Here is a 21,481-nt window from a genome sequence, read left to right on the forward strand (position 1 = left end):
GCACTTTTAAATCGCACCTAGTTTTACCTTGTCTAAACTTATTCGTCCAGAGCCGTGAATTAATGAACTAAGAAGCTTTGAACTTGGTTCAAATCAAAACAGGTGTTTTAAAATAATCTGAACCTGATACACTCAGTTGTTGTTACAGGTCAGACCTCTAATAAAAGAGGCTTATCGATAGAACTCTACAGGAGCACCCATGTCTGCGAATGCTATTCCCTTGACGACCCTGAGCGGTGACCGAATTGCCGTTGTTTCAGGGCTTCGAACCCCATTTGCCAAACAAGCAACAGCGTTTCATAAAATCCCCGCAGTAGACATGGGGAAAGTTGTAGTCCAAGAACTATTGACGCGTTTAGAGCTGTCGCCTAAAGAGGTTGATCTGCTGGTCTTTGGTCAAGTTGTACAAATGCCAGAAGCACCCAATATTGCGCGTGAAATTGTATTGGGCACGGGGATGAACGTCGCGACCGATGCATATAGTGTGTCTCGCGCTTGTGCTACCAGTTTTCAGGCCATCGCTAACGTGTCGGAAAGTATTATGGCAGGACATTCTGATGTGGGTGTGGCCGGTGGTGCAGATTCCTCATCGGTGTTGCCGATTGGTGTTTCTAAAACGCTTGCCACCGCGTTAGTCGAACTGAATAAAGCGCGAACGCTAGGACAACGTTTAAACATTATTAAGCGCTTGCGACTTAAACATCTGATGCCTGTACCACCAGCTGTTGCCGAATATTCCACTGGCCTCAGCATGGGACAAACTGCCGAACAAATGGCCAAATCACATGGCATCCTCCGAGAAGATCAAGATGCACTTGCGCATCGCTCGCACACACGAGCAGCCAAAGCTTGGCAAGATGGCCTGCTTAAGCCGGAAGTAATGACGGTTCATACGCCTCCTTTTAAAAGCTTTATTGAACAAGATAATGTGGTTCGGGGTGACTCTAAACTCGAATCATATGCGCGACTTCGCCCAGCTTTTGACCGCAAACATGGCTCTGTCACTGCCGCCAACAGTACACCATTGACCGATGGTGCAGCCGCTGTTGTATTGATGTCTGAATCTAAGGCAAAGGCCCTAGGGTATGAGCCTTTGGGCTATATTCGTTCATACGGCTTTTCAGCGATTGATGTTTGGGAAGACATGCTAATGGGGCCAAGTTATGCCACGCCATTAGCTCTAGCAAGAGCAGGTTTAACATTGAATGATTTAACGCTGATCGATATGCATGAAGCCTTTGCTGCCCAAACGTTGGCGAACGTGAAAATGTTTGGTTCTAAGGCATTTGCCAACGAGAAATTGGGCCTAAACCAAGCCATTGGTGACATTGATATGGACAAATTTAATGTTAATGGTGGTTCCATTGCTTATGGCCACCCATTTGCAGCGACAGGTGCTCGAATGATTACACAAACCCTCAATGAACTGCGCCGAAGAGGCGGAGGATTAGGACTGACAACAGCATGTGCAGCCGGTGGGTTAGGCGCGGCGATGATTGTAGAGGTGGACTCATGAGCACACAGAATAGCGCGTTCTCATTAACGTTTAGTGACGGCGTTGCCATTGTCACCATGGATGTGATTGGCGAGTCAGTGAATACATTAAAAGCTGAATTCGCTTCACAAATTAAAGGCGTTTTGACAGACATTAAAGCGACTTCGGACATCGTGGGTGTGGTGATTATCAGTGGCAAAAAAGATAGCTTTGTTGCTGGAGCTGATATCAGCATGCTCGATGCCTGCGAGACCGCAGCAGAGGCTGAAGCTTTGGCCTTGTCAGGGCATGAAGTGTTTTCTGAAATAGAGAATTTTCACGTGCCGGTCGTGGCCGCGATTGATGGCACTTGCTTAGGTGGAGGACTCGAGCTCGCAATGGCGTGTCATCACCGCATCATTTCCAACAATGAGAAAACGCGCTTGGGTTTACCTGAAGTACAACTGGGGCTTTTGCCTGGCGGCGGCGGTACACAGCGTTTGCCTCGACTTGTGGGGGCAACCAAAGCACTTGATATGATGCTCACTGGTAAACAGCTGCGTGCAAAACAGGCGTTGAAAGCAGGATTAGTTGACGATGTAGTGCCTGCGAGTATTTTATTGCGCGAAGCGAAGGTGCTGGCTTGCAAAGCCAAGCCTGCAGTTCGTACTGTTAAGCGCGATTTGATGGGCAAGTTGCTCGAAACTAATGCACTGGGACAAAAAGTTTTATTTGACCAAGCGCGCAAAAAGCTCTTGAGCAAAACTAAGGGTAACTACCCTGCGCCCGAGCGTATTGTTGAAGTGGTGGAGTTTGGTCTCAATAACGGCATGCAAGCAGGGTTAGCAAAGGAGGCAAAGTTGTTTTCTGAGCTAGTCATGTCGCCAGAATCTGTTGAGTTGCGACAGATCTTCTTTGCAACCACAGAAATGAAGAAAGAATTTGGTGTAGAAGGGGTTGAACCTGCGCAAGTCAATAAGGCGATGGTGTTAGGTGGCGGGCTGATGGGCGGGGGCATTGCCAATGTGACAGCAATTAAGGCTGGCATACCTGCGCGTATTAAAGATATTAGTGAAGTCGGTATCGGTCATGCATTGAAGTATTCTTATGATTTACTTCAGAAAAAAGTGAAGCGAAGAATCATGACTGCATCTGAGCGTGATCAGAACATGAGCTTATTAAGCGGCACGCTCGATTATTCTGGTGTCAAAGATGTTGATATTGTTGTGGAAGCCGTATTTGAGGACATTCAGCTAAAACATCAGATGGTCAAGGAAGTGGAAGCGCATTGTGCCGAGCACACGATCTTTGCATCAAACACTTCATCTTTACCTATTTCAGATATTGCTGAGGCTGCTTCTCGTCCTGAGAATGTCATTGGCCTTCACTACTTCTCACCCGTGGATAAAATGCCGTTAGCCGAAGTGATTGCGCACCCGGGCACATCGGATGAAACTATTGCCACGACTGTAGCTTTTGCGCGTAAGCAAGGCAAAACGCCAATTGTTGTAAAAGACGGCGCAGGCTTCTATGTAAATCGTATTCTTGCGTTGTACATGAACGAAGCAGCGCAATTACTGTTAAGTGGCGAGCCTGTTGAAAAACTTGATAAAATATTGGTTAAATTCGGGTTCCCTGTGGGGCCAATGACGCTTCTTGATGAAGTTGGTATTGATGTAGGAGCAAAGATTTCTCCAATACTTGAGTCGAAGCTTGGCGCTCGTTTTACGGCTCCTGCAGCTTTTGACAAGCTCATTGCCGATGATCGTAAAGGTAAGAAAAACAGTCGTGGTTTCTACCAGTACGGTGCTAAGAAAAAAGGCCCGAAAAAAGTTGATGACACGGTGTATGCAACGTTAGGTGTGACCCCAGCAGGGCACTTACCTGCAAATCGCATTGTTGAGTTGTGTGTGATGCAAATGTTGAATGAAGCTGCTCGCTGTTTAGAAGAGGGGATACTCGCATCTGCGCGTGATGGAGATATTGGCGCTATTTTTGGCATTGGTTTTCCTCCGTTCTTAGGAGGGCCATTCCGCTATATGGACCGTTTGGGCGCAGATAAAGTTGTTGAACGACTGACTGAGTTTGAGCAGCAATTTGGTGAACGTTTTACGCCATGTGACTTGTTGAAATCAATGGCTAAAAACAACGAGTCTTTTTACTAGGCCGATAAAAGTGTGATCTAGGTAGTGTTTTATAAGTGACAGCTTATAATGGTTGTCTGTTCACACTGGAGTTGCATTTGTGTTGTCGTTGCTTGTTTTAATCAATGTAGTGTTGGCTATCTGGGCTTTTTATTCGGCTCAATTAAACCAAATGAATGCCAAAACATGGCCACTGATCGTGTTGATGATTGGACCGTTGGGTTTGATATTGATGCGGACTCATCGTCGGATGCACTGGCAACGTCACATTGGGCGTGATGCACAATTGGTATTGTTCTGAGTGACTGAGCACAAAGCTTTATGAAAACGGGCAGAAGAGATGATCTCCTGCCCGTTTTTTTATCCCCACCAGCGATTGGCTTGAATCACTTCAAGTTGCTCTAAACCTTCGGGTAATTCCACTTTATATGTTTTTGCTTTACCTGTGAGTAAACGCATAATTGAATCGAACATATAGAAAACTCCTGTTAGATTCGGATTTGAATTCGCTTTTGCTCTTGTTCTGGGCTAATACGAATTTGAATTCGATCGTCTGATGCCGTATTCAGTTGAGCTAATTCAGGGGAGATACGAATCTGGATGCGCTCTTGTTCTTGCTCAGGGGAGATACGAATTTGAATTCGATCGTCTGATGCCGTATTCAATTGAGCTAATTCAGGGGAGATACGAATCTGGATGCGCTCTTGTTCTTGCTCAGGGGAGATACGAATTTGGATACGCTCTTGTTCTTGCTCAGGGGAGATACGAATTTGGATACGCTCTTGCTCAGCATTTTGTGTAGTTTCAATTACAGGGGCTTGTGCAGCAGCGAGAGACATTGAAAGTAATAAGCTAGTTAACATGGTAAATTTCCTTTGTGTTTTTGGTTTGATTATGAAACGCAAAGTTAATGAGCAAAGGAAGTGCCATTGGTTTTAAGGTTTTGTTTTTGTTTGATTTTATTTTGTTTTTTGAGGTTTTTTGACGCGAATTTAAACAGCCAGTTGATTGCTGACGAGTTATTGACGCAGTGAGAATGATTTGTGTTTAAAGGGAGAGTGAAGGACTAGTCGTGTATGTTTTCAGACATCGCAGGGCGGTTTAGACGTTGATTGCTTTGGATATGTAAAAATGCAGCGAAATCTGTCTCGTTCAGGGGGCGACTCATGAGAAAGCCCTGTAAGGTTTCACATTCAAGCTCTGTGAGCACTTTGCGCTCCGCTTCTGTCTCTACACCTTCTGCGACGACCGTAAGGTTTAGGTTGTGGGCGAGGGCAATAATGGACGAGACCATATTACGGCCGCTGTCTGTTGAGGTTAAGTCGCGAATAAATGTTTGATCGATTTTCAGAGTATCGATCGGAAAGCGCTGCAAGTATGCGAGCGATGAGTAACCCGTTCCAAAGTCATCCAACGAAATATGCACGCCAATTTTGCGAATGGACTGCATCACTTTGATTGCTCCTTCGGGATCTTCAACCAGTGCTCCTTCGGTTAACTCCAGCTCAAGACAATGTGCAGGCAGACCTGTGACTTCAAGAGTCCTCTCAATGCGCTGAGTTAAGTCAGGAGATGCGAACTGTCGTGCAGACACGTTGACCGCAATACGTCCCTTCATCAAACCTTCTTTGCGCCATTTTTCAGCAGCAAAACATGCTTTTCGCAGGACAATATCTCCAATCTCAATAATTAAGCCATTGTCTTCTGCTAGTGGAATAAACTCTCCAGGAGAGATGGGGCCGTGCTCTGGATGATGGAGACGAATGAGCGCTTCGGTACCATCGAGCTCGTTGGTGCTTGCAGTAAACTTCGGTTGGAAATGGAGTGTAAAATTGTCGTCTCGAATGGCTTGGCGCAATAGCGATTCGATATGCAGCTGATGCATTGCGCTCTGGTTCATTTGCGACGAGAAGAACACGTAGCCATTACTACCTTGGCTCTTTGCGTGATACATGGCTGTATCAGCATTACGAAGCAGTTCTTCGGAACTTTCGCCGTCAAGAGGATATAAAACAACACCAATAGAGCAAGTCACTACGAGTTCGCGGGCTGCAATTGCAAAAGGACGTTCTAGTGCTGTTTGTAGATTTTTAACGGTTTTGGTGATGGTATTAATATCGGTGGTGTCTTCCATCAATACGGCATACTCATCACCACCGAGTCTAAATAGAGTGTCTTGCCGACGAGTGCAATGATTGAGTCGAACCGCAACCTGCTTTAATAGCTCATCGCCTGCTGCATGGCCGAGTGAGTCATTTACTTTTTTGAAGTTATCAAGGTCAAACACCATCAACGCATGACGTGTATTTTTGCTGACCAGTTTTTCGTGTTCAGCTTGGAACCACGAGCGGTTTGGCAGCTTCGTGAGAGTGTCTTCAACACTTAGGCGATGGAGTTCGTTTTCGGTTTGTTTTCTTCGAGTAATATCAGAGAATACGCCTACGTAATGGGTGACATCGCCTTCTTCACTTGAGATAGGATCGATAGCAAGTTCTAGGTAAAACGATTTTCCATCTTGACGAATATCTTCGAGTTCACCGACCCAACGTCCTTGCTTTGACAGCCTCATTTTCACTTGTTCAGTGAATGTGGGCGGGTAATTTCTAAACCGCAGAGAGTGATTTACAACTTGGTTTTTGTTAAAGCCAGTAATAAGTGCGAAAGCTTCATTCACTTCAACGACTCTAAAGCGACGATTGAGAATGAATACGCCATCTGAAATATTTGCAAATGAGCGAGCAAACAGCGTGAGGCGTTGCTCTGCTTCTTTAAGTTTGCTGATATCTTTGATAGTACCGGTCATTCGTGTCGGCGTATTATTTTCGTCGCGTTCGACAATCTTGCCGCGGTCTAAAATCCAAATCCATTCTGAGCTTTTGTTTCGAACACGATACGTTGCTTCGTAATAGGTGGTTTCATTGTCAAAGTGCCGAGATAAAGCATTTTGAACACGCTCTAGGTCCCTTGGATGTATGTTGCTTTGCTCTCCGTTATGTGGATTTCGTCGTCCGTCATTGGGGAACTCTAAAAGCCCCCATATATTGGAGCGATAGATTTTTCCGGTGGAGATATGCCAATCCCAAAGTTCGTCTCCGCTTCCCCACAAAGATAACTTCAATCGTTCTTCGCTTTCGGCGACTTTCTTTTGCTGTTCATTGCGCTTTTGATTGATTCGAAGGTAACCCATGAACAACACAATTAAGAAACCGGCATATAAAACGTAGGCGGCAGGTGTGCGCCAAAGCGGCGGGCCGACGGTGATTGATACTTGTGTCGGATCACTTTCCCATAAGCCATCTTGACTTACTGCTTTGACTTCAAATACAAAATCTCCAGGTGAGAGATTGGTATATGTCGCTCTGGGGTGGCTTGAATCCGTATTCAACCAAGCCTGATCTTGATCGATTAATCGATATTGATATGAAATTGTATTGGCGTATGCCGGTGACGGGTACGAAAACTCAATCGTGACTGGGGAATCATTAGCCAGCAAGTGAACTGGTTTTAAAGAGCTGATTTGAGCTGAAAGTCGATTGTGTTCGCCATGAGGCAGTATGACTTCATTGAATACCATTAAGTTCTCGAGTTGCACTTGCCCTTGATATTCCACCGGGACCACAGCTTTCGGATGAAATTTGGTAAAGCCAGATGTTCCACCTAAATAGATACTTCCGCTATCAGATATAGTGCCAGCATGCTGATTAAACTCAATGTTTTGTACGCTATTACGGTTGTTATAGCTAGACACTCGGCCGGTAAACCTATCGATGAAACTAATTCCAAAATTAGTTGCCATCCATACTCCGTTACCATCAACGGGCACTATATGGCATATCCCATTGTCGGTTAAACCGTCCTTTATGCTGTATTGGCGTGTGGTGCCGGACTCTTTGTTGAGAAAAAAGATGCCATCAAGAAGTGTTCCTAACCAGATCCCAGATTCATCAGTTGCGATTGACGAAACCCAAATAGAGTCGGCCAACTCTATTTCTTGGAATTTTTGGTTTTCTATATTGAACGATATAACTCCTTTTTCGGTACCAAGCCAAATGGTGCCGTCAGCTTCGAGAGTTAATGTATTAAGTGCACTTGAACCATCTGGAATAGAGAACTGAATTGTGGTGTTATTTGTTAGATCATATCGCAGTAAACCATGGCTTTTACTCGCTATCCAAATATAGCCGGAACTATCAATTTCAAAATCGAATGTTCCTGATAGTAGGGTGTCCCCAATCATAATCTGATGGTATTCGAGCTCGCTCGTATTCACATTCAAACTCATTAAACCCGCATCGGAGCTTACCCATAATAAGCTTTGCTTTGGGTCTAATCTAAGTCGAGAATCAATGTGTGTTACGTTACCGCTCGGAAGAATAGCAATTATTTTTGCTTGTTGTGATAGCAGATCCCACAGAGCGAGTTCGCCTTTATCAGTTAAAATCCAAATTCCTGAAGATGATTTTTCGATGGCTAAAATGTTTGATAAGTTTGCGGGGTTATCATCTAAAGCTATTTCATAGTACTGAAATGGGTCTGCGGTGATTCTATGGAGGCCAAATAAAGATCTGCCACCAGCCCATATATTGCCGTAGCCATCACCGAACAAGTTATAAATGTAGTCGTTTGTATCTGCATTACCATCTCGAACTAGTTTAAATGTAAAGCTGTCCTGGCTTAACAATAACCCTTGTTCAGTACCCACCCATATTGATGAATTGGCAGCTTTTAGAATACTTCGCGTTGGTATGTGAGACAAAACTTGAGAATGATGCTTAGAGATACGCATCGTTTGGCGATCCAGTATAAACACCCCATCGCTGGTAGAAATCCAATATTGGTCGCTCGATATGGGAGTAATATCGTGCAGCAAGGTTTCTTTGTTTGTGAAGATATCGTTTTGTTGATGAGCTTCGATCGTACCATTTTGAATATTGAGTTCAAGTAAGCCGTTGGCATATGTAGCTGCTAAAATACTACGTTCTGATTGAAAAATTATCGATTTAATCTCGACAGCTTTCGAGTTTACTTCCAGGATAGGAGTGAACGTATCGGTCGCATTATCTAACTCGTACATGTTTTGGTTAGTACTGACGAGCAAACGGTGTTCTGATGATTCAAAGATTCCCCAAATCGTTTCACCATTTAGATCCGAATGATTTCCTTCAAATAAGTACCTCTTGAACCCATCTATTTCCGGTAAGTATCGGTTTAGTCCATTTTGAGTGCCGACCCACAAGTCGCCTTTACTTGAGCTGAATACGACTCGAGCCAAATTGTTGCTTAAGCTATTCGGATCAGTCGAAGCGTAGTTGTAGCCGTGATAATTAGAACCATCAAACCGATAGAGGCCTTCAAGAGTGCCAAGCCAGATAAAGCCGTTCACATCTTCTACTATAGAAAACACGTCCGTTTGCTTGCGCGTTTCGTTGATTTTGAGTTGTTGAAGTTGAGTTACGCCGCTAGACGATGCAGGGGAGGCCATCATCACTGCCAGGATGGCAGTAACGGTTAGACAAAATTTTAATAGTGCATCCAAGCAGCGTTTAGAGTTCATCGCAAAGCTGATTTAATTGTGCACACGGCTGATAACTTCCACGCCGACTACCGCCTTATGTAAAGGAATGGTAAGAATAATTCGTTAATTCATTTTTATACGGAATGGGACTCTGGATGTCAAAGGATTAGTAAGAGTTACAGCTCTAAATTACTTGTCGACTGAGTCGGGTCGCTCTTTCCTGAAATGACTCGATGCTTCCAATATCGTCAAGTAAGTCGTCTTCTTCAATATGATTATGGCTTGAACCAAGCGCTGAGAGCACAACGCGATCAGCGTTTTTAGGCCGTAGTTGGGTGACGATAAACTTCAACACGTCTGCGCGTGAAATTTGTTTGAGCTCTTCGATAATCCGTTCTCGTTGATCAAACTTTAAATCGCCATTGCCAATACTGACCCAGAACCGTTTGCTCTTTTCCTGCAATGAGCGATCTTTGTCCATAATTTGTGCCATCAAAGATTGCTTGGTTTGTTGCCAAGATTCTTCATTTAATTCAAGCAGCACCAAAGGGAACTGTTGGATAAAGTCATCGATAGCGTCGATGATTGCAGTTGGCCCAGCCACGTTCGATTGTACGTAGAACAACAGTCCAGGATAGGACGCAAGTGGCATATAACCGGTACCCACACTGTACCCAAATTGTTGGCGCGTTCGGAGTTCATTGAAGAACGTTGCACTCATTAATTGATTGGTTAGTGCGTACAAGGCGGTACGGTATGGTGTTGCATGTTGGCTTTGATAGTAAATTACTAGCGCTGAATCTTGATGTTGATTGTCGATTCGATGATTGAGCTGCCCAAATCCTGCAATGGAAGCGATTTGTTTTGCCGGAGTGTTGTAGGGAACACCTTCGCGAAACACTTGGCTCGACATCTGATCAGCCAAAGATCGCGCCTCCCACTCCGTATAATCTCCGTAGGCCAACACCTCCAAAGCAATGGTTTTTCGCCATGTACTGGAAAACTCCAAAATGTCATCATGACTGGTGTTCTCTATATGGTATGCCATTTTTTCAGGGGTGAGGCTGGCGGGTTGGACTAAGTTAGACAGTGTTGCAAACAGCCGGTTGAGTGGGCCTGTATTCGCTTGATTTTTAATATTTCTCAGCAATTGCGATTGAATTTCGATGAAGCGAGATTTACTCAATTTGGGATTACGAAATTGCTCGAAAATAAGTTCAAGTAAAAAAGACTGGCGTCCGGTAAAACCTCCTAAATGCAGCGATACGCCGGTTGAATGAGAGAATAGCTCATAACCAATACCCGCAGTTTCAGCCTGATAAGTTATTTCGCTCAGTTCATCGTAAAGCATATCAACATAGAGCTTTGTCCATGCCCGGTGTTCAGGTTGAGCGTCCACCAAAGGGCTGTCTGATGCGATGTATAAATGCCCCTTTGGTTGATGGAAACTTTTACTTTGGCCATGCCACATTTTCAACCCTGGGCGTTTTACTAAAAGCCTAGGTTTAGGTTGGCTTCTATCGAGCTCTCTGGCCTTGAGTGTCTCTTGGATAAATGGATTGGCTGGCGGCAATTGCCAGCTTTGGTCGCTAATTTGAAGTGTGTTCCATTGATTGAGGTTCGACGAATCAATCTGAGACACTCGGTAAGGGGTGTTATACCAAGAGGAGACTTGATCGGTTTTAACGTCTTGATGAACTCGGGTGACTCGCATGGAATCGGGGGTGAGTCGTTGGCTTAAATCAATAATTTGATCGCCATTGAACTCAGTCATCGCGTAATCGCCAAAAATATAATCCTCCGCTGCATATTTCTGCATGTTCATCACAAGATGACTCACAGTATCAAGTGCAGAGGAAGGTTGCGAAAATTCAAATGCTTGCTGGTACAACCGTTGTTTTTCTAAATATCGCCATTCCTCTATGCCTTGTTGTCGAATCAACTTTTGATATCCGAATAATGCTTCGATGACTTTATTTTGATGCTTCCAGCCGAGCTCTGTGAAATTTAAAGACACGTTAAAATCATGATAGTTGCTTCCCTTAATGCCTCCACCGGCAGTGAGAGTGTTAATGAGTCCTTGGTCCTTAAGTCCAGCAAATAATGACCGTTGGCCTTCGTAGCCCAATAAGTGACTCATTAGGGCCACGGGTTTCGTAAGGTAGTTTTGGGCTTGAGGAGGAAGCGGAAACGAGATCATGGCTCGTCGCATTGATTTGAGCGGTTTAACGTCAATATTGATCTGTAAATGTTCGGGTAAATAAAGCTCAGGTAATGTTAGCCGCTCAATATTAGTGCCTGTTTTAATAGAGCTAAACAAAAACTCGATACCTTCTTGCAAATCATCCAAATCCATGGGGGCTAGCACGCACAATGTCATTCGTTTTGCATCGTACTGCTGTTGATAAAAGGACATCACTTCATCTCGAAGCGTATTTTCTGAATCATTTAACGTTTGTAAATTTCCGACCGAGAATCGGCTAAACGGGTGTTCAGGGTTGACGGTTTCTTTATGTGCTTGATAAATACGCCGCGTGTCATCATTCACCTTCATTTGAAATTCTGACTCGATCGCATTGCGCTCCTTGTCGATGCAATCGTGATTGAACAGTGGGCAAACAAAGAATTGACTAAAGCGTTGCAACCCTTCGCCAAAGGCTGGGGCTTGTACATCAAAGAAAAAACAAGTGTGTTCAGTGCCGGTCCAAGCATTGTGATTACCGCCATTGCGTTGGATATATGCGGCGTATTCACCTGCTTTTGGAAAATTCTCGGTACCCAAAAAAAGCATATGTTCGAGAAAGTGGGCCATGCCGGGTCGTTCAGTCGGGTCGTCAAATTGTCCAACATTGACCGCCATAGCTGCAGCACCTTGTTCAGATTGTGGGTCGCTAATCAATAAAACGCGCAGTCCGTTCTCTAATTTCAAGGTTCTGTAATCGCGGTGGTCCTGTGGACTCTTTCTCACTCGATTTTCTCAATTAATTTAGTTTGATACGTAATAGTAGACATTGAATTCAAAACCATGTTGGGATAACAGTCAAAAATTTTATTTGTTAGCGTTTGAAACTATGCTTGTGACTTGTAATGAATGTTCTCTTGAGTTAGTGGGCTGGAAGGGTACAATGCGCCAACAAAAATATAGTTTCTTTTAGGCTAGGCAGATTCAATGCTGGTATACATCATGCGTCATGGCGAAGCAGAAAGCTTGGCTGGGCGAGATAAAGAACGTCAGTTGACCCCGCTGGGATCCTCAGAGTGCGCTTTGGTGGGGCGATGGTTATCCGCGCTTCAACCGAAGATTGATTATGTCCTATCAAGTCCTTACGTCAGAGCTCAGCAGTCGCTGGAGGCCGTTAAGACCAGTTGGCACTTTGGTCACGCCGTAGAGGAAACTCACGAATACCTTATCCCTGCTGCTCACGCTGAGCAGGCTGCGGGTTATTTATGGGAGCTTGCAAATGCAAAAGCAGTGTCGTCCGTGTTGGTACTGAGCCATATGCCGCTGGTTTCTTTTTTGGTAGAGGCGTTGGACTCTGCAAAGCAATCCCCAATCTTTTGGACGTCGGGTGTTGCTTGTCTAGAATTAGACATAGAAACTCAAATGGGGGCTTTGAAGTGGATTAAAGCACCCAACGAATGTCGTTAAAATATAGGATCAGACGTTTCCAACATAATCAGTAGTGCGCTGCGGCCGCCCCAAGCCTTTGTCGCTTGCGTGAATGCTAATACTGCAGGATGCTGAACCAACCAATGGGGCAACCTTTTTCTCAACACGCCTGTGCCCAAGCCCGTCATAACGGTGATGCAATCAATGTTTTGACGCTGCGCTTCAACTAATAGCGCTGCTAATTCAATTTTTGCTTGTGCTTGAGTCATGCCGTGCAGATCAAGTAACAACTCAGGTTCGAGTTGCCCGCGCTTGAGTTTTTTTACCGCATCAGCGGGTGCTGATTGCGATAACCATCGAACGGTTTCGTCGTCGTCAAAATGAGCTTCGAAAGTATCAGAGAAAAAGAAATCAGCCTCTCGCTGTGCTGTTTTCTGCTGTGCAACAATTTTGTCGGAACGGATTTTTTTACGCTGTACTGGGGGCGTTATGGTATCCTGCCGCAATTGTTTTACATCGGCCATAAGCTGTCGAAATTCTAGTTCTTGGTCTTCAGGTTGATCGCTCATTGTGGTTTTAAAAATCGTAATAATGTGTTTGATTTTACCTGCCAAGTCTTGAGTTACCAAGGTAATACTTGATGGATAAAAATATTATTGAAGAAGCCGTGGCTGAATTGAGTACAATTCAAGATTTACTCCGTTGGGCGACCAGTCAATTTAACGGGGCCGCAATTTATCTAGGTCACGGTACTGACAATGCTTGGGATGAAGCGGTGGCGCTGGTCACTCATGCGTTACATTTACCCGGTGATGTAGGGCATGAAATTCTTACTGCCAGATTAACCCGCACCGAGCGCCAAGCCGTTGTTGATTTGATTCTTCTCCGAATTGAAAGGCGTTTGCCGTTGCCATATCTCACCAATAAAGCGTGGTTTGCAGGCTTACCGTTTTATGTTGATGAACGTGTGCTGATCCCTCGCTCGCCGGTAGCAGAAATGATTGAGCACGAGTTTCAGCCTTGGTTAAAACATGTCCCTGAGCGTATTCTTGATTTATGCACGGGCAGTGGTTGTATCGCGATTGCTTTGGCTCATGCATTTCCCGCTGCAGAAGTTGATGCCGTTGATATTTCAGCCGATGCGCTGGCAGTGGCTGAGATCAACATTAGTGAATATGGCCTCAATGAACGCGTGTTTCCCATGGAATCAGACTGCTTTGATGCTTTATCCGGCACCACATATGATTTGATTGTGAGCAATCCTCCGTATGTTGATGCCGAAGACATGGCTGATTTACCGGAAGAATATCAGCATGAACCTGAGCTAGCGTTGGCTGCAGGACACGATGGTCTAGATTTGGTTCGACGCATGCTCAGAGAAGCGCCCGATCACTTAGCTGAAAATGGGCTTTTAGTGTGTGAAGTGGGTAATTCTCAAGTTCATATGCAACATGCCTTTCCAGATGTACCGTTTATTTGGATTGAATTCCAAAATGGTGGTGATGGCATTTTTGTGATTGATCGCAATAGTTTGTTGACCCACAGAGCTGTGTTTGGATAATCACACAAATTAGCAATATACAAGGCGAATGGGAATGGCCTTGTATGAATCGGTGATTGCTGAATAAATCATCCGAAAACTTTCATTAATAAAAGCGGACGTAGAATCAATATGTCAGGAAATACGATTGGTAAGCTGTTCAGCGTGACCACTTTTGGCGAAAGCCATGGTACAGCATTGGGCTGTATCGTTGACGGTTGCCCTCCGGGTTTGGAAATTACTGAAGAAGATCTACAAATTGACCTCGACCGTCGTAAACCGGGAACTTCGCGCTATACAACTCAGCGCAGAGAAGCCGACGAAGTGAAAATTATGTCGGGCATCTTTGAGGGGAAAACCACAGGTACCTCCATTGGCATGATTATTATGAATGGCGATCAGCGCTCCAATGATTATTCCAACATTAAAGATTTATATCGTCCAGGCCATGCCGATTATGTGTATGACCAGAAATATGGATTCCGTGACTATCGCGGTGGTGGACGTTCATCTGCTCGTGAAACGGCAATGCGCGTGGCCGCCGGTGCCGTCGCTAAAAAATACCTCAAGCAAGTGCATGGGGTAGAAATTCGGGGTTATTTGTCGCAGCTTGGGCCTATCCGAGCAGAAACTATCGATTTTAACGAAATTGAAAACAATGCTTTTTTCTGTCCTGATGTGAACAAGCTAGAAGCGCTTGACCAATACATGCGTGATTTGAAAAAAGAAGGCGATTCGGTTGGTGCTGAAGTGACCGTGGTGGCTAAAAGTGTTCCTGTAGGGCTCGGTGAACCCGTATTCGATCGCCTCGATGCCGAGTTGGCACATTCATTGATGAGTATTAACGCTGTTAAAGGTGTCGCGTTTGGGGATGGTTTTGATACCGTCACACAAAAAGGCAGCGAACACCGAGATACGCTTACACCCCAAGGCTTTGCTAGTAATCACGCTGGCGGTGTTTTGGGTGGAATATCCACCGGCCAAGATATTGTGGCGCGCATTGCGATGAAACCTACATCTAGCATTACTGTACCAGGTCAAACTATTACTAATTCCGGTGATACTGCGGAAGTGATCACTAAAGGTCGTCACGATCCATGTGTGGGAATTAGAGCGGTGCCTATTGCAGAAGCGATGATGGCCATTACCTTAATGGATCAACTATTGCGTCATCGTGGCCAAAATGCGGGCGTATCCGGTCCAATTTCACCTATACCAGGTTCTATAAAATAGCGAGTCTTATGTGATTAGCCCAGCGCGCCGCAGCGATATTATGTCGTTGAGCGGCGCTTATTTTGCGTTTTTTGCAATCGTAGGGCTGGTTGTTCCCTATCTAAGTGTTTACCTCGACCGGCTTGGTTATGATTCTGAAAGCATCGGAATTGCTCTTGCGTTAGTGTCAATCATGCGAATTATCGCGCCGAGCTTGTGGTCTGCCTTAGCCGACCGCACTGGGCAGCACGTACTGATTGCGCGGATTGGTATTTTCTTAGCTCTGCTCTGCTTACTATTGCTGTTCTGGATTGAGTCGCGCACGCAACGACTGATCGCACTTGCTGCATTTAACTTCTTTTGGACCGCGATCTTGCCGCAAATTGAGGTGATTTCACTGCGACGCTTAGCGTCGAAAGAGGGGCTTTACGCCAAGGTAAGAAGTGCTGGTAGCATTGGTTTTATTGTAATTGCGACCTTCGCAGGCGTTGCCATTGCTGATTATGGCGCACAAGCCTTTGTTGCTATTGGTGCGTTACTTTCACTGCTTTTATTTGCCATTCTGCTGTTAATTAAGCAACCTGAAGCACCCCAAAAATCTGTAAGCCAGGATGCGGGAGGTTCTCGATTTTTGTCTTGGCCGCTGATTGGGCTGGTCGGATGCGCTTTCTTAATCCAAAGCAGTCATGGTGCTTATTACACTTTCTTCATTTTGCATATGAATGACCTTGGTTATAGCTCATTTATGGCGGGGTGTTTGTCAGCCTTAGGTGTTGTGGCTGAAGTGGCTTTATTTTGGGGAATAGGCTATTGCTTTGCGCGATGGTCGTTACTGGGAATATTGCGACTTGCATTGGTGCTTACCGTTGTGCGCTGGCTGCTCATGGCCTATTTTTCAGATGTCTGGCCGCTATTGCTGACCTCGTTGTTGCTGCATGCTGCTAGTTTTGGAATGGTACATGCGTGTTCTATGCGTTGGTTGCATTCAAATGTCGATGCCCAACACCAAAGCAAAGCTCAAGCGCTATATAGTGGTATGGGGTTTGGTGCTGGCAGTGTGGTAGGGGCGGCATTAGTTGCACCGTTGTGGGCACAAGGGGAAGGGGCAACCGTGTCTTACGTGGCTTGCGCTACTTTGGCATTGGCTGCTGTTGTATTGTTTCAATTCACCTTGGCCAAACCGTCAAAGCAATCCGCTTGACGAGCGGATACCTTGACGCATCGAAATTATTTAGCGGCTGAGGCGAGCCATGAGCGATGAGGTATCCCAGCGGCCGCCTCCCATTGATTGTACTTCAGCGTAAAATTGATCAACCAATGCAGTGACAGGTAATAACGAGCCGTTGCGGCTGGCTTCTACCAGTGCATAGCCTAAATCTTTGCGCATCCAATCCACAGCAAAACCGAAATCATATTCGCTGTTGAGCATGGTTTGCCCGCGATTTTCCATTTGCCAACTTTGTGCCGCTCCTTTGCTGATTACTTCTAGCACTGCAGCTCCATCAAGTCCTGCTTGTTGCGCAAATTGCATTCCTTCCGATAAGCCCTGAATCAATCCAGCAATACAGATTTGATTCACCATTTTTGTTCTTTGCCCTGCGCCAGACTTGCCCATATGCTTGACTGATTTCGAGTACACTTCCATCACCGATAAGGCTGATAGATAAGCGTGTTCGTCGCCTCCGACCATGGTTGTGAGTGCGCCATTCTCAGCGCCAGCTTGGCCTCCTGAAACCGGAGCATCCAAGAAACTCAGTTGATAAGATGCCGCCAGTGTCGACATGCGCTCGGCCAGTTCAGCGGATGTGGTTGTATGATCAATAATGATTGCACCGGGCTTCATGGCCCGCATCACCCCTTGTTGCTCGAGTAATTCGATCACGTCCTCGTCTCGACCAATACATAAACAAACAATATCGGCATGTTGAACAGCGTCAATTGCAGATTGAAAGGCAATCCCTTGATAATGCTTGGCCCACTGTTCAGCTTTGGGAAATGTCCGATTGTAGACTTGAGTAGTGAACTTTCTGCTCAAATGGCCAGCCATGGGATAACCCATCACTCCTAAGCCTAAAAATGTCACAATTGGGTTCATTTGCACTTTCTCTATTTGGCCAAATTTATAGTACTGATAGTAAAGGATTGGCTGTACTTGGAATAGGGGGGGGCCTATTTTCTAGGGCGGAGCCTGTCAGGCTAGCGATGCACCCTGTATAACGGCATTTCCAGTTTTAGCTGTGTAAAAAGCTGATCTTCTTTGACTCTATCTATAAAATAGCGCTGTTAACGCTGAGGAGAAGGTTTTGAGCGACGCCGAGTACCCACAAACAGAGCAACTGATTGCATTGTTTAATCAAACGTTTAAGCCACTCAATACCGTTTTAGTCCGCGGCCAAGTCGAGCCTATCTATTACCCTGCTTGTGCTGAAAAACCGGCTCAAATCGTGTTTGCTCATGGCTACTTTGCCAGTGCTTTGCATGAAATTGCGCATTGGTGCTTGGCGGGGGAAGATCGCCGCAAGTTAGAAGATTATGGCTACTGGTATTGCCCGGATGGTCGCAGTGCGGAGCAGCAAGCTGAGTTCGAGAAGGTCGAAATTAAACCGCAAGCCATTGAATGGGCGTTGACGGTTGCAGCAGGTCGGTGCTTTAAAGTCAGCACTGACAACCTCAATGGTGTTGAACCCAACCGAATTGACTTTCAAACCAAGGTACACGCGCAAGTATGTCGTTATTTAGCCGTTGGTTTTCCAGCGAGAGCTCATCAATTCATTGGTGTACTCCAGCAGCATTATCAATTGCCTGCCTTGAGGCTTACCGATTTCGACTGGAGAGATTCTTAAATGAATGACAAGTTGACGGTTGCATTTGTGATCAATCCGTTCGCAGGAATTGGAGGCTCTGTAGCGCTCAAAGGCAGTGATGGTGGCAATACAGTCACCGAAGCATTGGCACGCGGTGCAGAGCCCCTGGCCCAGCAAAGAGCCGCTGTGGCTTTCGCTAAATTTTCGGCTTACAGCGAGCAAATTCATGTCATCACAGCAGCAGGAGATATGGGAGAAGACTGTGCGCGTGCCGCGGGTTTAAGCACGGATGTTATCTTCACGCCTGAGTCACCCAGTTCAGCGCACGATACCCAAGAATTTGCGCGAACTATCTTAGCGCTCAAACCTGATATTTTGCTGTTTGCAGGCGGAGATGGCACAGCACGCGATGTGTGTGAAATTGTAGAAAATAAATTTCCCGTACTTGGCATTCCTGCTGGATGTAAAATTCATAGTGGAGTGTATGCAGTAACCCCAACGGCTGCGGGTAGGATGATTGCAAGCATGGCGCAGGGACAACTTCTATCGTTGACTGAAGCGAACGTCATGGACATTGATGAAGATGCCTTTCGACAAGGAGTTGTGCGGGCCAAACGTTATGGTGAAATGACGATTCCAGATGATTTACGTTATTTACAAAGCGTCAAATCAGGCGGGCGTGAAAGTGATGAGTTAGTGCTTGCTGATATTGCCGCAGAAGTTGAGGATGTCATTGGTGATGAATGGGCGGTCATGGGGTCGGGGTCGACGGTAGAAGCTGTGATGGAGCACTTAGGGCTCGACAATACGTTATTGGGCGTTGATGTGGTCCATCAAGGTCAGTTGATTGATTCAGATGTCACTGCTCAGACATTGTTGGATTATGTGCGCGATGCTCAAACAGCTGTAAAACTCGTCATTACTTTAATTGGTGGCCAAGGGCATATTTTTGGGCGAGGTAATCAGCAATTGAGCCCATCGGTTATTCGGCAAATAGGCCGAGAGAACATTGTTTTGGTGGCTTCAAAATCAAAACTACAAGCACTTAATGGGCGCCCCTTGATTGCCGATACAGGGGATACCGTTCTCGATCAGGAACTGGCGGGCTATATTCGAGTCATTACAGGCTATCGCGACTATGCGATGTACCATATCGCCAGTCCGGAGTAGTCGAAAAAATGATTATTCGGGTCCAAATGGTGTGCGACCTTTTCTAAGCCGGCGCCAACCAAAGCGGCTTGGATCGATGACATCTAAAATAGATTGCTCAACCGGTTGAGCCGTGCCATCGATATAGTTAGCGATAATATTGGCCGCGATGGGGGCTGAACAAATACCACGCGCGCCTAGTCCTGAAATTATATACAAGCCTTGAGCATGGGGTAGATTTTTCATGTCACCATGCGTTGTTCTAAGTGCTAAAGAATCCCAGTCGGGTACGGAACCAACCAATGGCATGTGGTCACGTACTGAGGCTCTAAACCCAACTTTGCCAGCCATTGGCGAGTGTTCCCACTCATTGGCAAGCACTGAGCTTTGCAACCGATCGGACAGACGCTGAAGGTTCGTTTGATGCTCCTCTTCTGACAGTTCGGTATGAGTTGTTCTTCTTACAAATGTAGCGCCAATACAGTGCTCGCCATCATGAGCGGGAGTGACATATCCGGTATGGCATAACACTGTTTTCAATGGGCTAGTATTGGAGGTTTCTGGAACATGGCTGACCTGTCCTCTGACTGCATTGAGCGGAATGTGCTGAGTCACATCGAACTTGGCACTATCGGCACCTGATGCAATCACCACGGTGTCGAACTCCAGTACTTCTGCCGATGTTGTTAATGCCCACACATGTCCGACTTTCTCAATCTCATCAACGTTCATATCCAGCTTTACTGGTTGACCTTTTGCATGGAGTTCGGCTGCGATGAAGCGACAAATGTCGCCGGGGCAAAACCAGCCTCCATTGGGATAGAAAATACCTGGATATTCGAGCTCTATTCCCGCCAGGTCAGATGCTTGAGCGGCATCTACACTATGTACGACTGACTCTGGAAAGTGAAAATTTGCGATGCTTTTATGTTTGCGAATGAGGTCATCATTGCAGCTCAAATGTAATACACCACACCATTGGTGCGCAATTGATGCGGTTAATGATGTTAGTTGTGCCAAGCGCATGCGACTAAAACGGTAAGCGTGTAAAAAAAATTGTGAAACATGCTCTTCAGCAGGGCTTAATAATGGATAAAGTGCGCCTTGTCGGTTGCCACTTGCCTGTTGTGCTAGTGACGAATCTTTGCAGATTAAAGTGACGGAATAACCTCGGTTGGATAGCTCCCAAGCGGTCAAGCAGCCCGATAATCCACCACCAATGACGGCTACTTTTTGCTCGCAAGGAGCCGTTCCTGTCTGTGTGATAGTTTTATTGGGTTTGGTGGCAACGGTCATGTCTCTTTTGTTGCCATAACCCGATATTTTGGAGACCTCAAAACCTGCTTCGGCCAACCCTCTGCGAACAAAGCCTGCTGCGGTAAAAGTGGCTACCGTGGCATAAGGTTTTGCTAAACGGAACATATGCTTGAAGAGTGTACTGCTCCACATGTCGGGATTCTTACTGGGTGCAAAACCATCAAGAAACCACGCATCGACAATGCCATGGTTGGCTGTCGACAACTCAGGCAGAATGTCGTTGGCATCGCCAAACCATAAATCTAATGTAATGCGGCCCTGATCAAATTCGAGGCGGTGACAGCCCGGTATAGGGTGCTCAGGATATTGCGCTCTCAATGCTTGCGCATAGTTGCACAGAGAAGGGAATTGCTGATGCGATTGCTCAAGCGCGTCGAGCGTCATGGGGTACTTTTCAAATGTTATAAAGTGGAGGCGGCAAGCGTTGCGGTTGGACTGAGTGACTAAAAAGTCATCAAATGCTTGTCGAAGCGCAAGAAAGTTCATACCGCTGCCAAATCCGGTTTCAGCCACAGTAAAAACGGAACAAGTGTGCGCTCGCCACCTTTTTAATAGCTGATTACCGGCCAAAAACACATATTGTGTTTCTGCTAGACCATCGTCGTTAGAAAAATATACATCGTCAAAATCATCCGCAACTGGTGTTCCATCGGCGTTGAAATGCAGGTTTGCATGAGTAATTTTGATGTTTGTATTCATATCGTATTGGTCAGGGC

General features: G+C 45.7%; 14 protein-coding genes. 8 read left to right on the forward strand and 6 right to left on the reverse strand.

Annotated features, from left to right (window positions below):
• Positions 1-199 precede the first annotated feature (199 nt).
• The gene (fadI, locus tag NAF29_RS05980; RefSeq protein WP_251260582.1) at positions 200-1,516 is read left to right on the forward strand and encodes an acetyl-CoA C-acyltransferase FadI; all 1,317 of its coding nucleotides are present in this window, start codon (positions 200-202) and stop codon (positions 1,514-1,516) included.
• On the forward strand, positions 1,513-3,639 hold the full coding sequence (gene fadJ, locus NAF29_RS05985) for a fatty acid oxidation complex subunit alpha FadJ (RefSeq protein WP_251260583.1): 2,127 nt from the start codon (positions 1,513-1,515) through the stop codon (positions 3,637-3,639). Before fadI ends, fadJ begins: the two co-directional genes overlap by 4 nt.
• A 467-nt stretch (positions 3,640-4,106) precedes the next feature.
• Here fadJ and NAF29_RS05990 read toward each other — a convergent pair whose 3' ends face one another.
• From NAF29_RS05990 to NAF29_RS06000, 3 genes are all read right to left on the reverse strand, one after another.
• Positions 4,107-4,481 (reverse strand): hypothetical protein, encoded by a 375-nt coding sequence (locus NAF29_RS05990; protein WP_251260584.1) that lies wholly within the window; start codon positions 4,479-4,481, stop codon positions 4,107-4,109.
• A gap of 203 nt (positions 4,482-4,684) precedes the next feature.
• The gene (locus NAF29_RS05995; protein ID WP_251260585.1) at positions 4,685-9,172 is read right to left on the reverse strand and encodes an EAL domain-containing protein; all 4,488 of its coding nucleotides are present in this window, start codon (positions 9,170-9,172) and stop codon (positions 4,685-4,687) included.
• A gap of 145 nt (positions 9,173-9,317) precedes the next feature.
• The gene (locus tag NAF29_RS06000) at positions 9,318-12,101 is read right to left on the reverse strand and encodes an insulinase family protein (RefSeq protein ID WP_251260586.1); all 2,784 of its coding nucleotides are present in this window, start codon (positions 12,099-12,101) and stop codon (positions 9,318-9,320) included.
• A 201-nt stretch (positions 12,102-12,302) separates the two neighbouring features.
• Between NAF29_RS06000 and sixA the strand changes: the two genes are divergently transcribed.
• Complete coding sequence (gene sixA / locus NAF29_RS06005; protein WP_251260587.1) at positions 12,303-12,782, forward strand: phosphohistidine phosphatase SixA; 480 nt, start codon at positions 12,303-12,305, stop codon at positions 12,780-12,782.
• Here the strand turns inward: sixA and smrB are convergent.
• Positions 12,779-13,372: an endonuclease SmrB gene (gene smrB, locus NAF29_RS06010; RefSeq protein ID WP_251260588.1), complete on the reverse strand. Its 594-nt coding sequence runs from the start codon at positions 13,370-13,372 to the stop codon at positions 12,779-12,781. The genes sixA and smrB overlap by 4 nt on opposite strands.
• Positions 13,373-13,383: 11 nt before the next feature.
• On the opposite strand from smrB, the gene prmB reads away from it, so the two are divergent.
• The 3 genes from prmB to NAF29_RS06025 all read left to right on the forward strand — a co-directional run bounded on the left by prmB (position 13,384) and on the right by NAF29_RS06025 (position 16,696).
• Positions 13,384-14,304: a 50S ribosomal protein L3 N(5)-glutamine methyltransferase gene (gene prmB, locus NAF29_RS06015; protein WP_251260589.1), complete on the forward strand. Its 921-nt coding sequence runs from the start codon at positions 13,384-13,386 to the stop codon at positions 14,302-14,304.
• Positions 14,305-14,415: 111 nt separating this feature from the next.
• Complete coding sequence (gene aroC, locus NAF29_RS06020) at positions 14,416-15,516, forward strand: chorismate synthase (protein WP_251260590.1); 1,101 nt, start codon at positions 14,416-14,418, stop codon at positions 15,514-15,516.
• 10 nt (positions 15,517-15,526) lie between these two features.
• A complete protein-coding gene (locus NAF29_RS06025; RefSeq protein ID WP_251260591.1) occupies positions 15,527-16,696 on the forward strand; it encodes an MFS transporter in 1,170 nt (389 codons plus the stop codon).
• Between the two features lie 30 nt (positions 16,697-16,726).
• On the opposite strand, the gene NAF29_RS06030 is transcribed toward NAF29_RS06025, so the two are convergent.
• On the reverse strand, positions 16,727-17,590 hold the full coding sequence (locus NAF29_RS06030) for an NAD(P)-dependent oxidoreductase (RefSeq protein ID WP_251260592.1): 864 nt from the start codon (positions 17,588-17,590) through the stop codon (positions 16,727-16,729).
• Positions 17,591-17,798: 208 nt separating this feature from the next.
• Between NAF29_RS06030 and NAF29_RS06035 the strand changes: the two genes are divergently transcribed.
• Complete coding sequence (locus NAF29_RS06035) at positions 17,799-18,338, forward strand: elongation factor P hydroxylase (RefSeq protein ID WP_251260593.1); 540 nt, start codon at positions 17,799-17,801, stop codon at positions 18,336-18,338.
• Positions 18,339-19,469, forward strand: a complete 1,131-nt coding sequence (locus NAF29_RS06040; RefSeq protein ID WP_251260594.1) for an ATP-NAD kinase family protein — start codon at positions 18,339-18,341, stop codon at positions 19,467-19,469.
• A gap of 12 nt (positions 19,470-19,481) precedes the next feature.
• Here NAF29_RS06040 and mnmC read toward each other — a convergent pair whose 3' ends face one another.
• On the reverse strand, positions 19,482-21,464 hold the full coding sequence (gene mnmC / locus NAF29_RS06045) for a bifunctional tRNA (5-methylaminomethyl-2-thiouridine)(34)-methyltransferase MnmC2/FAD-dependent 5-carboxymethylaminomethyl-2-thiouridine(34) oxidoreductase MnmC1 (RefSeq protein ID WP_251260595.1): 1,983 nt from the start codon (positions 21,462-21,464) through the stop codon (positions 19,482-19,484).
• Between the last annotated feature and the right edge of the window lie 17 nt (positions 21,465-21,481).

Origin of the sequence: Echinimonas agarilytica (assembly GCF_023703465.1) — a bacterium.
GTDB lineage: Bacteria > Pseudomonadota > Gammaproteobacteria > Enterobacterales > Neiellaceae > Echinimonas > Echinimonas agarilytica.